This is a genomic window from Sphingopyxis sp. H050 (assembly GCF_001468265.1).
Lineage (GTDB): Bacteria > Pseudomonadota > Alphaproteobacteria > Sphingomonadales > Sphingomonadaceae > Sphingopyxis.
On record NZ_LNRZ01000001.1, the window covers coordinates 257312 to 271120 of the forward strand.

Here is a 13809-nt window from a genome sequence, read left to right on the forward strand (position 1 = left end):
ATGGCGCCGCCGCGCATCGAAAAGATCATTACCGCGCTCGATGTCGGCTCGTGGAAAGTGTGCGCGCTGATCGCGGGGCAGACCGCCGACGGCCAGCTTCATGTTCTTGGCACCGGCCAGCGCGAGAGCCGCGGCGTCCAGCGCGGATATGTCGCCGACATGGAGCAGACCGAGCATGTCGTGCGCGAGGCGATCGAACAGGCCGAGCGCATCGCGGGCCTCAACATCGACGACGTCTGGGTCAGCTTCTCGGCGGGCGGATTGCTCAGCGACGTCGCGCCGATCGAGAGCGAACTCGGCGGGCACCGGATCGAGCAGGAGGACATCGACGACCTGCTCGCCGCCGGCCGCGCCGGCATCGATCCGGAGGGTCGCATGATCCTGCACGCGCAGCCCGCGCTCTACACGCTCGACGGGCTCAACGGGGTCAAGAACCCGATCGGACTTCACGCCGACCGGCTTGGCGTCGATATCCATATCATCATGGCCGACGGCGCGCCGGTACGGAACCTCGAGGCCGCGGTGCGGCAGGCGCATCTGGACGTCAACGCGGTCGTGGCGTCGCCGATCGCGGCGGGGCTCGCCTGCTTGTCCGACGAGGAACGCGACCTTGGCGTCGCGCTCGTCGAACTCGGCGCGGCGGTCACTACCGTTTCGCTCTACGCCGGCGGGATGCTGGTCGAGATGGCGTCGCTGCCCTTTGGCGCGAGCGACATCACCGACGACATCGCCTCGGCCTTTGGCATCCGTCGCAGCCAGGCGCAGCGGCTCCAGAGCTTCTATGGCTCTGCCTCGGCCAGCCCGCGCGACAACAACGACATCATCGAACTCGACCCGAGCGCGCCCGCGGGCAGCGACTCTCCGCGCATCACCCGCGCGCAGCTCGTCACCGTGATCCGCCAGCGCCTCGATGCGATGATGGGAGAGATCGGCAGGACGCTGAAAGACCTGCATTTCGTCGGCCCGATCGGGCGTCAGGTCGTGCTCGTCGGCGGCGGCGCCGACCTCAAAGGCATCGCCGATTATACGCAGGTCGCGCTCGGCCGCGCGGCGCGTGTCGGCCGACCGCGCGGCTTGCACGGACTGCCCGATGCGCATTCGGGACCCGCTTTCGCGACGCTCGCCGGTCTGGTTCTCTACGCCGCTTCGGACCCGGTCGACCTCCGCGATTTGCCGATGATGGCGCAGGATGTGTACCGTCCGAAGAGCACCGGCATCATCAACCGGTTGATGGCGGCACTTAAAAGCAGTTTTTGATTGCCGGAGCGACGAAAAGGTTAATTTTTTGGGTGATTCCGAGGTCACAATAGTGCAATGCAGTACCAGAAAGCCGGACGGTGGGACTGACGTCCGGATGGGTTGCAAGGTGAGGGAAGCGGCGCTGGTCCGCCGTTGCAGGGAGATTAGTTGATGAGCATCAATATTGGCCCGCCGCAGGTCGATGAACTGAAGCCGCGGATCGCGGTGATCGGCGTCGGTGGCGCGGGGGGCAATGCCATCGCCAACATGATCGCTTCGCGCGTCGAGGGCGTCGATTTCGTCGTCGCCAACACCGACGCACAGGCGCTGAACGCATCGCCGGCCGAGCGCCGCATCCAGCTGGGGACGCAGATCACCCAGGGTCTGGGCGCAGGCTCGCGGCCCGAAGTCGGTCGCGCCGCGGCCGAAGAGAGCATCGCGCAGGTCGAAGAGGCGCTGAACGGCGCGCACATGTGCTTCATCGCCGCCGGCATGGGCGGCGGCACCGGCACCGGTGCTGCTCCGGTCATCGCGAAAGCGGCGCGCGACCGCGGCATCCTGACCGTCGGTGTCGTGACCAAGCCCTTCACCTTCGAGGGCAACCGTCGCATGCGGTCGGCAGAATCGGGCATTGCCGAGCTGCAGGACCATGTCGACACGCTGATCGTCATTCCCAACCAGAATCTTTTCCTGGTCGCCAATCCGAACACGACCTTCAAGGAAGCGTTCACGATGGCCGACGAGGTGCTCCAGCAGGGCGTGCGCGGTATCACCGACCTGATGGTCATGCCCGGCCTCATCAACCTCGACTTCGCCGACGTGCGCAGCGTGATGCGCGAAATGGGCAAGGCGATGATGGGCACCGGTGAGGCCGAAGGCGATGGCCGCGCGCTCGAGGCGGCGCAGAAGGCGATCGCCAACCCGCTGCTCGACGGCGTGTCGATGGCGGGCGCGAAGGGCGTCATCATCTCGATCACCGGCGGCGAAGACATGCGCCTGATGGAAGTCGACGAAGCCGCGAACCACATCCGCGAGCTGGTCGATCCCGACGCCAACATCATCTGGGGCAGCGCCTTCAATGAAGGTCTCGAAGGCAAAATCCGCGTGTCGGTCGTCGCGACCGGCATCGACGGCACGGGCGACGTGGCTGCCGCGACGCCCGCCGCCCGCAGCTTCTCGTTCCAGCCGGCGCGCACCGCGCCTGCCGCTCCGGTCGCCGAAGAGGCGATCGAGCCCGAGGTCGAGGAAAGCCCCGTCGAGGCCGCGGCCGAGGACGCCGACCCGACCCCCGGTTTCTCGCTCTCGGCGCCCGAGCCCGAAGCGCCGACAGCCGAAGCCGCCGACGAGGAGCCGATGGAATTGTCGAACGTCGCAGCCAGCTATGACGACACGGGCGACGAGCTGGTGCTGAGCGAACCCGAGGCTCCGGCAGAGGAAATCTATCGTCCCGCCGCGGCGCCCTTCGATGCCGCTCCGGCGACATCCGCTGAAGAGGCGCCGGCACGGTCAATCGGCGGCGGCACGCTGTTCGAACGCATGTCGCGTTTGTCGCGCGGCTCGGCTTCGCCCGACGCGGATGAAGGCGACAAGGACGACGGGGTCGATATTCCGCGTTTCCTGGGGCGGCAGAACAACCAGTAACGGGGCATCGACGGCCGTCCTCAGGGCGTGGCAGCCGGTAACGGGATATGTGACTTGCCCCTGCGGCGATCGAAAATGACCAAAGAGCCCGGACGCGCGCGGCAACTCGCCGCGGCGTTCGGCGCATTCCTGCTCGGTACGGCGCTGTCGACGCCGGCGCTGGCGTGGCAGGGGGCGACCCCCGATGCTGCGACCAAGGCGGCGATGGACCGGCGCACCGCCGCGCGGACCCTGCTGTCGTCGGCGCTCGGCCGTCTCGCCACGAACAACAACGACACGGCCGCGTTGCTCGACGCCGGACGCGCCTCGATCGAGCTGGAGGATTATCGCGCCGCGGTGGGTTTTCTGACCCGCGCCGAACAGGCGAGCCCGCGCGACGGCGCGATCAAGGCGGCGCTCGGGTCGGCGATGGTCCATATGGAAAGCCCGACGCGCGCGCTCGACTATTTCGGCGAAGCGCAATTGCTCGGTGCGCCCGAGCGGCTATTCCTCGCCGATCGCGGCCTTGCGCGCGACCTTTTGGGGCAGCAGGACGCGGCGCAGCGCGACTATCAACTCGCGCTCTCGATCGCGCCGAACGACGAACTGATCCGCCGCTACGCGCTGTCGCTGGGGATCAGCGGCGAGGCCGATCGGGGGGTGCAACTGCTGACGCCACAGCTCCGCACACAGGACCGCGCCGCGTGGCGCTCGCGCGCCATGATCCTCGCCATGAACGGGCGCGACAAGGAAGCGACCGAGATCGTCAACGCGACGATGCCGCCGGCGCTGGCGCAGAATATCCTGCCCTATCTGATGCAGATGGACCGCCTCAATCCGGCGCAGCAAGCGGCCGCCGCGCATTTCGGGCGCTTCCCTTCGGGCGAACTCGGGCCGAAGCGCAAGCCGGTGCAAATGGCGGCCGCGACGCCGCCGCCAACCCCGGCACCCGTTGCGACGGGTAAACGTCCCGCCGCGGCGACGCCGAAGCCGGCCCCGACTCCCGCGCCGACATCGACGCTGCGGATGTCGCGCCCGACCCCGTCGCCCAAGCCCGCGGACGCCAGCCCGCCGCCGCGGCAGACGCCTGCGCCGGTCGCAGCGACCCCCACACCCGCCCCGGTGACTTCTTCGCGGCCTACCCGTGAGAACCCGTTCCCGGCCGCCAGCGGCTCGGCGCCAGCGCCCGTCAGGGCCACGCCGACCCCGGACAATCCCTTTCCAACGGCCGGCGGCCCGGCGCCGACGGTCGTCAAGGCCGATCCGTCGCTTGTCGCGGCCGCGGCGCAAGCGCCGGCAACTTCGTCGGTCGGCACGAATCCAACCTCGTCGTCGAAACCGATCGGTCCCGGCTTCTCGATCAATGATATGGGCCGACCCGCGACGCCGGTGTCGACCCCAGCGAGCCCTCCCGTACAGGCAATCGCCGTCGCGGCCGAACCGCCGCCGCCCGCTCCCTTGCCGTCGAGCTCTGCTCCGGTATCGGCTGCTGCACCGCTGGCGTCGCTCGCCGAAATCGCCGGATCGATCGAGATTCCCGCCGAGGAAATGGCGGCGTCCGCCTCCGCGATCAGCGCCGATACGCTCGCGAAACTGCAGGCCGACAAGCGCAAGGCCGACGCCGCCGAGGCAGCGAAGCGCGAGAAGGACGATGCAGCCGCGAAGGCAAAAGCAGAGGCCGATGCGAAGGCCAAAGCCGAAGCCGCTGAAAAGAAAGCCAATCCTGCGCGCATTTGGGTACAGGTCGCGACCGGCGCGAACGCCAAGGCGCTGGCGACTGACTTCGGAAAATTCGCCAAGAAGAGCCCCGCGATCTTCAAGGGCAAATCGGGCGCGACGACCGAATGGGGTAAGACACGGCGGCTGCTCGTGGGCCCGTTCAAGGACCGCAAGGCCGCGCAGGACTGGCTGGGGGATTATAAGAAGGCGGGCGGGGACGGCTTCCTGTTCAACAGCGAAGCCGGCCAGGACGTCGACCCCATCAAGTGAGCACCGCTGACTGCGCCAGCCGACCCGAGGACAGCCGCGGACGGTTCCATGACGAGCTGGGCCGCGTCGTGCGCGGGCCGCGCGACGTGTTTCAGCGCGACCGCGACCGCATCATCCACTCGATCGCCTTTCGCCGTCTCCGCCACAAGACACAGGTCTTCGTCGCGCCCGACGGCGATCATTATCGCGTCCGCCTGACCCACAGCATCGAGGTCGCGCAGATCGGCCGCGGCATCGCTCGCGCGCTGGGGCTCAACGAGGATCTGACCGAGGCGCTCTGCCTCGCGCACGATATCGGACATTCGCCCTTCGGCCATGCCGGCGAGGATGCGCTGAAGGCGGCGATGGCGGCGCATGGCGGTTTCGATCACAACGGCCATACGCTGCGTACGCTCGCGCGGCTCGAATGCCCCTATCCGCTGTTCGACGGCATCAACCTGACGTGGGAGACGCTCGAGGGGCTCGCCAAGCATAATGGCCCGGTCCGCCATCCGGGCTGGGCGCTGTCCGATATCGACGCGGAATTCCCGCTGGAGCTGTCGAGTCACGCCAGCCTCGAGGCGCAGATCGCAGCGGTCGCCGACGACATCGCCTATGACAATCACGACATCGATGACGGGCTGCGTGCCGGCTTGCTCGATATCGAGCAGCTGATGGAGCAGCCCTTCGTCGCGGCGAACTTCCACGCCGTCGAGCAGCGTTTCCCGGGCGCACCGCGCGAGCGGTTGCTGCGCGAGCTGGTGCGCGACCAGATCGGGGTCATGGTCAACGACGTCATAGCGTCGACGGCGGCGAATGTCGCCGATGCGGGCGTCGCCAGCGCCGACGACGTGCGCGCCGCGGGACGGATGCTCGGCGGCTTCTCGCCCGATCTCGCGCGCAAGGAGCGCGAGCTCAAGCGCTTCATGTACGCCAATCTTTATCATCACCCGTCGCAAGTCGCCGCCGCGGCGGGGGCGAAGCAGGTGATCGCCCGGCTGTTCGAGGCCTATGCCGCCGACCCGCGGCTGATGGGCGAGGATTGGTCGTCGCGTATCCCGGGCGAAGAATGCGCGACAACGCGCCATATCGGCGATTATATTGCCGGTATGACCGACCGCTTCGCCATTGACCGCTATGCCGAGATATTCGGCCGCGGCGAAGTGCCCGAGGCGCTGGCGCATGTCTGATACGCTGATCGTAGGCGCGACCGGGATGGTCGGGCAGGCGATTGTTGCCAATGCAGCCGCGCCGCTGACTGTCTTGGCCCGCCGCGAAGTTGTGGGCCTGCCGCCGCAGCATCGGCTGATCGTTGCGCCGCCTGAAGATTGGCCCGACATCATTGCCGCCGAAAAACCCACAACCCTGATTTCCTGTCTTGGCACCACGATCCGGCAGGCCGGATCGCAGGCGGCGTTCCGCGCCGTCGATCATGATCTGGTGCTCGCCGTCGCCGAGGGCGCGAAGCGCAGCGGCGCGAAGCATATGATCGCGGTCAGTTCGGTCGGTGCATCGGCGAAGGCGGGCAATTTCTATCTGCGCACCAAGGGTCAGGCCGAGGAAGGGCTGCGCGGGCTCGGCTTCGATCGGGTCGATTTCCTGCGCCCCGGCTTGTTGACGGGCGAGCGGCAGGGGCCGCCGCGGCTCGGCGAGGGGCTGGCGATGATCGCGGCGCCGCTGACCAACGCGCTGCTCCATGGCGCGCTGCGCCGGTATCGCTCGATTCCCGGCGCGACGGTCGCCAAGGCCGCCGTCGCGCTCGCGGCGCAAGGGGGGTCGGGCGTACATATCCACGAAAACGACGCGATCCGCGCGCTCGCCGATTGACTCCTTAAAGGGCCAGCGCCAAGGCTCGCTTGTCTGTCGGGCCTTCGGAAGGGGATTCGACCGGCTGCGCGGGAGAGCGCGGGGCAGGGCAACCTGATCCGCCACCGAAGGAGCAACCGCCCCGGAAACTCTCAGGTCAACGGACCGCGCTGGCTGGAACGGACACTCTGGAAAGCGTTCCGGCTGCCCCATTTGGGAGAGGATCGGAACCACCGAAGGGGTAACTCCATCATTTGATGGAGGAAAACTCTCAGGTTCCCGTGACAGAGGGGGCATGGCAGAAACCGCGGCAACCCGCCGCGCGTTCGCCGTGTCAACCGCGGGAGACTGACATGACCGAAAGCGAATTTACGGGCGAAGAGGCGGTCGAAACCGCAACGCTGCCGCTCGATGCCTGGCACCGCGCGAAGGGCGGCCGCATGGTTGAGTTCGCCGGCTATTGGATGCCGATCCAGTATGAAGGCATCATGGCCGAACATCTCTGGACGCGCGAGAATGCGGGCCTGTTCGACGTCAGCCATATGGGCCAGCTTTATCTCTCGGGCGAAGGGCTCGACGAGGCGCTCGAGGCGGTCCTGCCCGGCGATGTGAAGAGCCTGACGGTTGGCCGGATGCGCTACTCGCTGCTGCTGAACGAAGAGGGTGGTATCCTCGACGATCTGATGCTCAGCCGCTGGCCCGAAGGCATTTATATGGTCGTCAACGGCGCGGTGAAGTGGGAGGATATCGGCCACCTCCGCGAAGCACTGCCCGACGCGATTACGATCAACCATCTGGAGGAGCGCGCGCTGCTCGCGCTGCAAGGACCGAAGGCGTTCGACGCGCTGAAGCGCCACACGACCGGTCAGTGGCCGCTCGACGCGCTCGTCTTCATGATGGGCGGGCCGTATCAGATCGGCGGCGTCGACGCGTGGATCAGCCGTTCGGGCTATACCGGGGAAGACGGATTCGAGATTTCGGTCGATGCCGACAAGGTGCAACAGGTCGCCGACTTGCTCTGCGGCGAACCCGAAGTGAAGCCGATCGGCCTCGGCGCGCGCGACAGCCTGCGGCTCGAAGCCGGACTGCCCCTCTACGGCCATGACCTTGATGAAGAAATCGACCCGATCGAAGGCGACCTGGCGTTCGCGATCAGCAAGCGCCGCCGCGAGGAAGGCGGCTTTCCTGGCGCGGCGCGTATCCTCGGCCACCTCGCCGACGGTTCTCCGCGCAAGCGCGTCGGCTTGCTCATCGACGGCAAGCTGCCCGTGCGCGAGGGCGCGAAGTTGTTCGACGGCGAGGAAGAAATCGGCGTCGTGACGTCGGGCGGCTTCGCCCCCAGCGTCGGCGCGCCCATCGCCATGGGCTATGTCCCGCGCGACCATGCCGCACCCGGCACCGCGATCGCGGCCGAGGTGCGCGGCAAACGGGTGTCTTGCACCGTCGCCCCGATGCCCTTCGTTCCACACCGTTATATCCGCAAGCAAGGAGGCTGACCGATGCCGCGTTATTATACCGAAGAGCATGAATGGATCGACGTCGACGGCGACGTCGCGACGGTCGGTATCACCGACTTCGCGCAGGGTCAGCTTGGCGACATCGTCTTCGTCGAGGTTCCCGACACGGGCGCCGAACTGAGCGCGGGCGGCGACGCCGCGGTCGTCGAATCGGTGAAGGCGGCGAGCGATGTCTATGCGCCGGTCGACGGCACCGTAACCGAGGGCAACGGCCAGCTCGAAGAAGACCCCGCGCTCGTCAACAGCGACCCCGAGGGCGAGGGCTGGTTTTTCCGCATGACCCTCAGCGACAAGAGCCAGCTCGACGGCCTGATGAACGCGCAAGCATACAAGGATTTCATCGCCGATCTGTAATCGCTGATCTCTCCTTCGGGAGGGTGGAGGATGGTGCCGATGACCGACGCCCCGCTTGCCAATTGCCGCCTGATGGTGGCGACGCCGATCTATGAAGGGGCGCAGGGCACCTATGTCCGCGCGGCGCTGGACCTGGCGCTGCGTGCCCAAGCGATCGGGCTGCCGGTGCGCTTCGAATTCATCCTCTACCAGCCGTCGATCACCCGCGCCCGCAACACGCTGGCGGCGATGTTCCTCGGCAGCGACTGCACGCATATGCTGTTCGTCGATGCTGACATCGACTTCTCGCCCGACGACATCTTCTCGATGATCCGCGCGATGGACGCCAAGCCCGAATGCGGGGTGCTCGGCGCGGCCTATCCCAGGCGGATCGTTAACTGGCAGAATGTCGCGCGCGCGGTCGAGGCGGGCCTCGCGAAGAACAACCCTGCCGATCTCGAACGCTATGCGGGCGACTTCGCGCTGCATTTCCAAAACCCCGGGCAAAGCTTCAAGATGACCGACCTCGTCGAGCTGTCGCGGCTGGGCACCGCGATGATGCTCATCCGGCGCGACGTGCTGGAGGGTATGCGGTCGACGTTTGCCGAACTCGTCTATCGACCCGACCCGGCCGAGCGGCAAGCGCACGGTGTCGGCGACCTCGAGCCCGCCTTCTTTTGCCCACTGATCGAGCCTGAAAGCCACGCGCTGCTCTCTGACGATTACGCCTTTTGCCGCCGCGTTCGCGACGCCGGCTTTCGCATCTGGCTCGCGCCTTGGGTGCGCACGACGCACGCCGGCCCAACGGTCTTTAGCGGATCACTTGCCGACACCGCCCAGATTTTCGCTGCTAAACCAGCTTCTTCTCCGGAGTAGTTCATGCGCTATCTTCCTCTCACCAGCGACGACCGGACGGCGATGCTCGCCGCGGTCGGCGCGTCGTCGATCGACGATCTGTTCGTCGATGTGCCTGCCGAGGCGCGGCTTGACGGCCCGATCCCCGGTCTGCCGAACCATGCAAGCGAGCTTGCGGTCGAGCGTCATATGGCGGCGTTGGCGCAGCAGAATCGCGCGGCGGGCGAGGGGCCGTTCTTCCTCGGCGCAGGGGCCTATCGCCACCATGTGCCGGCGAGCGTTGATCATCTGATCCAGCGCGGCGAGTTCCTGACCGCCTACACGCCGTACCAGCCCGAGATCGCGCAGGGCACGCTGCAGATGCTGTTCGAATTCCAGAGCCAGGTCGCCCGCCTGCTCGGCACCGACGTCGCCAATGCGTCGATGTACGACGGCTCGACTGCCTGCTGGGAAGCGATCGTGATGGCGCGGCGCGTCACGAAGCGCGGCAAGGCTCTACTCTCGACGGGCCTGCATCCCCATTACCGCAGCGTCGCGCGGACGATGGCGAAATATACCGGTGACGTTCTCGTCGATGGCGACCCAAGCCTTGAGGCCGGAACCGACTGGGCGGCGCTTGCGGCCAGCATCGACAAGGAGACGAGCTGCGTCGTCGTCCAATATCCCGATATCCTCGGCCGCATCGACGACATGACCGCATTGGCGAGCGCATGCCAGGCTGCCGGCGCGCTGCTGATCGCGGTCGTCACCGAACCCGTCGCGCTCGGGCTGATCAAGGCGCCGGGCGAGATGGGCGCCGACATCGTCGTTGGCGAAGGCCAGTCGATCGGCGTCGGCCTCCAGTTCGGCGGACCCTATGTGGGCCTGTTCGCGTGCAAGGCGAAATATGTCCGCCAGATGCCGGGGCGCCTTTGCGGCGAGACCGTCGACGCTAACGGCAAGCGCGGCTTCGTGCTGACGCTCTCGACGCGCGAGCAGCATATCCGCCGCGAAAAGGCAACCAGCAATATCTGCACGAACTCAGGACTTTGCGCGCTGGCGTTCAGCATCCACATGACCCTGCTCGGCGAAGCGGGCCTGCGTCGGCTGGCGGCCATCAATCACAGCCGCGCGAAGCTGGCCGCCACCGAGTTGGCCAAGGTTCCCGGCGTGTCGGTCCTGAACGGCGGCTTCTTCAATGAATTCACGCTGCAGCTGTCGACAGCGGCGCGGCCGGTCGTTCACTTGCTCGCCGAAAAGGGCGTGCTCGGCGGCGTGTCGCTCGGCCGCCTCTATCCGGGCAATGACAAACTCGCGAACGGCCTGGTCGTCGCGGTGACCGAGACGGTAACCGAGGAAGATATCGCCGCCTTTGCCGCGGCGCTGAAGGAGGTGCTGGCATGACCGCGCTCAATCGCGCCGGCTGGCGCCCCGAAATGACCGCCGGCGGCGCCGACGATAGCGTGACTTTCACCGGCAACCGCGCGCTGATGCTCGAAGAGCCCTTGATCTTCGAGATCGGCTCGACCGAAACAACCGGCGTCGATTTCGACGAAGTTGCAGCCGCCGCGGACCTCGGCGCGCTCGCGCGCACGGCGCGGATCGGCCTGCCGGGGCTCAGCGAGTCCGAGACGGTGCGCCATTACACGCGCCTGTCGCGCCAGAATTATGCGATCGACCTCGGCCTGTTCCCGCTCGGCAGCTGTACGATGAAGCACAACCCGCGCCTCAACGAAAAGGTCGCGCGGATGGCGGGCTTCGCCGACGCGCACCCGCTGCAGCCGCAGGAAACGGTGCAGGGCGCCTATGCGGTGATCCACGAACTCGCCGAATGGCTGGTGACGCTGACCGGCATGCACAGCGTCGCGATGTCTCCCAAGGCGGGCGCGCACGGCGAGCTGTGCGGCATCCTCTGCATCAAGGCCGCGCTCGAAGCTCGCGGCGACGACCGACGCGTGCTGCTTGTCCCCGAAAGCGCGCACGGCACCAACCCGGCGACCGCGGCCTTCGCGGGCTTTACGGTCGAGGATATTCCGGCGACGGCGGAAGGCCGGGTCGATCTCGCCGCGCTCAAGGCGCGCCTCGGTCCCGATGTTGCGGGCGTGATGATCACCAACCCCAACACCTGCGGCCTGTTCGAGCGCGACATGCGGGCGATTTCGGACGCGGTCCACGCGGCGGGCGGCTATGTCTATTGCGACGGCGCGAATTTCAACGCGATCGTCGGCCGCGTTCGCCCGGGCGACCTTGGCGTCGATGCGATGCACATCAACCTGCACAAGACCTTCTCGACCCCGCACGGCGGCGGCGGCCCGGGTTCGGGACCGGTCGTGCTGTCCGAAGCGCTCGCGCCCTTTGCGCCGTTGCCCTTCGTCACGAAGCAGGCCGACGGCGGCTTCCGCCTGATCGAGGAGGAAAGCGCCGGCGAGGATCATCCCGAAACCTTCGGCCGCATGACGGCCTTCCACGGCCAGATGGGCATGTTCACCCGTGCGCTGGCCTATATTCTCAGCCACGGCGCCGACGGATTGAAGCAGGTCGCCGAGGATGCGGTCCTCAACGCCAATTACATTTTGCGCAATCTCGACGATGTGCTCGACGCGCCCTTCGGCTTCTCAGGACCGTGCATGCACGAGGCGCTGTTCAGCGACAAAGGGCTCGCCGAGGGCTTCTCGACGCTCGACGTCGCGAAGGGGCTGATCGACGAGGGCTATCACCCGATGACGGTCTATTTCCCGCTCGTCGTCCACGGCGCGATGTTGGTCGAACCGACCGAGACCGAGTCCAAGGCGGTGCTGGACCAGTTCATCGGGGCGCTGCGCAGCATCGCGCTGCGCGCGAAGAACGGCGACCCGGCGCTGAAGACCGCCCCGCACTTCGCCCCGCGCGCGCGGCTCGACGAGACGCTGGCGGCGCGCAAGCCCGTTCTCACATGGAGTGAGCCCGCGGTTGCGCCAGGCGCCGCCTCGCTCAGCGAAATCGGCGGCAGTTGAGCGAACCGGCCGACGGCGCGGCGAGACGCACCGCTGCGGGCTGCCTCGCCGCCGGCGCGCTGTTCGCGGTGGTGTTCGTCGCGGTGTGGCTTGCCGCGATCACGATGTACGGCCTCGTCGTCGAACAATGGGAGATGGTGAAGGTGCGGCGCGAGTTCAGCTATGACTGGGCGTTCCTCTATGCCCCGCTGATCGCGTTCGGCCTCGGCATCGCCGCCTCGTTCGTCGCGACGCGGCGGCTTCCTGCGGCGCGCCTGATCCTGCTGATCGTCGTCGTCGGCCTGATCGCGCTGTTCGTGGGCATCCTGCTCTTCGGACTTGGCGGCCTGTTCTAGAGGAAAAGGGGGACATCATGAGCTGGAACACCATCTACCTGCTGGCCAACTATTGGGCGTTCGCGGGTTGGGCGCTGCTCGCTTTCGCGCCGCGCAGTCCGCGTATCCTGTCGTTCGTCATGTATGCCGGGGTGTTCCTGCTCTGCCTTCTCTACCTCGTCCTGATCGCCGGCTTCCTGTCGGGCGGGATCGATCCGGGCGGGCAAGGGAGCGGCGGCGATTTCTCGTCGATCGAGGGGGTGATGAAGCTGTTCGATACGCCCGGGGGGGCGACGTTGGGGTGGGTGCATTATTTGGCGTTCGATCTGTTCACCGGGATGTGGATCGCGCGCGATGCCGATGCGAAGGGCTTCAGCCGGATCGTGCAATTCCCGTTCCTGTTCCTGACCCTGATGGTCGGCCCCGTCGGCCTGTTCCTGTGGCTGATCGTGCGCGAGCGGCGCGCGCGAGCGCAGGCGAAGGCGTGACGTCGCAGCCTTGGACGCCGGGTGAGGGCGGGAACGGAGCCAAGCGGCACGCCCCCGCGACGCTGCGCAACCGCGACGCCATCGTGGCGGTGCTGGCCGACTGGCTGCCCCCCGCGGGCACCGTGCTGGAGGTCGCGAGCGGATCGGGCGAGCATATCGTGCATTTCGCCGCCGCCTTTCCGCATCTGGACTGGCAGCCGAGCGATCCCGATCCCGACGCCCTGACGTCGATCGCCGCCTGGAGCGCCGAGGCCGGGCTGGCCAACCTCGCCCCGCCGTTGATGCTCGACGCGGCTTCGCCCGATTGGCCGCTTGCCCGCGCCGATGCGCTATTGTGCATCAACATGGTCCATATCAGCCCCTGGGCCGCGACGCCCGGCCTGTTCGCAGGCGCCGCGCGGCTGCTTCCCGCCGGGGCGCCGCTGATCCTGTACGGCCCCTATGCCGAGGCCGATGTGCCCACGGCCGAGAGCAACCTTGCGTTCGACGCCAGCCTTCGTGCGCGCAATCCCGAATGGGGTCTGCGCGACACCGCTGTGGTGAAGGCGGTGGCCGCCGAAGCCGGTTTCACCTTCGCCGAACGCCGCGCGATGCCGGCGAACAATCTGATGCTGCTGTTCCGCAAGGTCTGACTGGCCGTCGTGGCAGGTCGGCCAATCGCGGCTTTACGTCCGCGCGCGAGCCGTTAGCCTCACCG

At 67.3% G+C, this 13809-nt stretch carries 13 protein-coding genes and 2 riboswitches; all 13 genes read left to right on the forward strand.

Annotated elements, in window-relative coordinates; genetic code table 11:
* The 13 genes from ftsA (at window position 1) to ATE67_RS01225 (ending at window position 13744) form a co-directional block, all read left to right on the forward strand.
* The gene (gene ftsA / locus ATE67_RS01165) at window positions 1–1257 is read left to right on the forward strand and encodes a cell division protein FtsA (protein ID WP_058814864.1); all 1257 of its coding nucleotides are present in this window, start codon (window positions 1–3) and stop codon (window positions 1255–1257) included.
* Window positions 1258–1410: 153 nt separating this feature from the next.
* Window positions 1411–2880, forward strand: coding sequence for a cell division protein FtsZ (gene ftsZ, locus ATE67_RS01170; protein WP_058814865.1), 1470 nt, complete (start codon window positions 1411–1413; stop codon window positions 2878–2880).
* Between the two features lie 75 nt (window positions 2881–2955).
* On the forward strand, window positions 2956–4848 hold the full coding sequence (locus tag ATE67_RS01175) for a tetratricopeptide repeat protein (RefSeq protein WP_156416850.1): 1893 nt from the start codon (window positions 2956–2958) through the stop codon (window positions 4846–4848).
* Window positions 4845–6017 carry a deoxyguanosinetriphosphate triphosphohydrolase gene (locus ATE67_RS01180; protein ID WP_058814866.1) on the forward strand — a complete coding sequence of 391 codons (1173 nt, stop codon included), beginning with the start codon at window positions 4845–4847 and terminating at the stop codon, window positions 6015–6017. Before ATE67_RS01175 ends, ATE67_RS01180 begins: the two co-directional genes overlap by 4 nt.
* Window positions 6010–6654, forward strand: coding sequence for an NAD(P)H-binding protein (locus tag ATE67_RS01185; RefSeq protein ID WP_058814867.1), 645 nt, complete (start codon window positions 6010–6012; stop codon window positions 6652–6654). Before ATE67_RS01180 ends, ATE67_RS01185 begins: the two co-directional genes overlap by 8 nt.
* Before the next feature lie 59 nt (window positions 6655–6713).
* Window positions 6714–6811, forward strand: a riboswitch (glycine riboswitch).
* Window positions 6812–6931: riboswitch (glycine riboswitch) on the forward strand.
* A gap of 55 nt (window positions 6932–6986) precedes the next feature.
* Window positions 6987–8129 carry a glycine cleavage system aminomethyltransferase GcvT gene (gcvT, locus tag ATE67_RS01190; protein WP_058814868.1) on the forward strand — a complete coding sequence of 381 codons (1143 nt, stop codon included), beginning with the start codon at window positions 6987–6989 and terminating at the stop codon, window positions 8127–8129.
* A 3-nt stretch (window positions 8130–8132) separates the two neighbouring features.
* Window positions 8133–8504, forward strand: a complete 372-nt coding sequence (gene gcvH / locus ATE67_RS01195; protein ID WP_058814869.1) for a glycine cleavage system protein GcvH — start codon at window positions 8133–8135, stop codon at window positions 8502–8504.
* 39 nt (window positions 8505–8543) lie between these two features.
* On the forward strand, window positions 8544–9359 hold the full coding sequence (locus ATE67_RS01200; RefSeq protein ID WP_156416851.1) for a glycosyltransferase: 816 nt from the start codon (window positions 8544–8546) through the stop codon (window positions 9357–9359).
* A 3-nt stretch (window positions 9360–9362) separates the two neighbouring features.
* Window positions 9363–10721 (forward strand): aminomethyl-transferring glycine dehydrogenase subunit GcvPA, encoded by a 1359-nt coding sequence (gcvPA, locus tag ATE67_RS01205; protein ID WP_058814871.1) that lies wholly within the window; start codon window positions 9363–9365, stop codon window positions 10719–10721.
* 32 nt (window positions 10722–10753) lie between these two features.
* A complete protein-coding gene (gene gcvPB, locus ATE67_RS01210) occupies window positions 10754–12310 on the forward strand; it encodes an aminomethyl-transferring glycine dehydrogenase subunit GcvPB (RefSeq protein WP_058815212.1) in 1557 nt (518 codons plus the stop codon).
* Window positions 12307–12645, forward strand: coding sequence for a hypothetical protein (locus tag ATE67_RS01215; protein ID WP_058814872.1), 339 nt, complete (start codon window positions 12307–12309; stop codon window positions 12643–12645). Before gcvPB ends, ATE67_RS01215 begins: the two co-directional genes overlap by 4 nt.
* Window positions 12646–12662: 17 nt before the next feature.
* Window positions 12663–13112 carry an ABA4-like family protein gene (locus tag ATE67_RS01220; protein WP_058814873.1) on the forward strand — a complete coding sequence of 150 codons (450 nt, stop codon included), beginning with the start codon at window positions 12663–12665 and terminating at the stop codon, window positions 13110–13112.
* Window positions 13109–13744: a DUF938 domain-containing protein gene (locus ATE67_RS01225; protein ID WP_058814874.1), complete on the forward strand. Its 636-nt coding sequence runs from the start codon at window positions 13109–13111 to the stop codon at window positions 13742–13744. Before ATE67_RS01220 ends, ATE67_RS01225 begins: the two co-directional genes overlap by 4 nt.
* Window positions 13745–13809 lie beyond the last annotated feature (65 nt).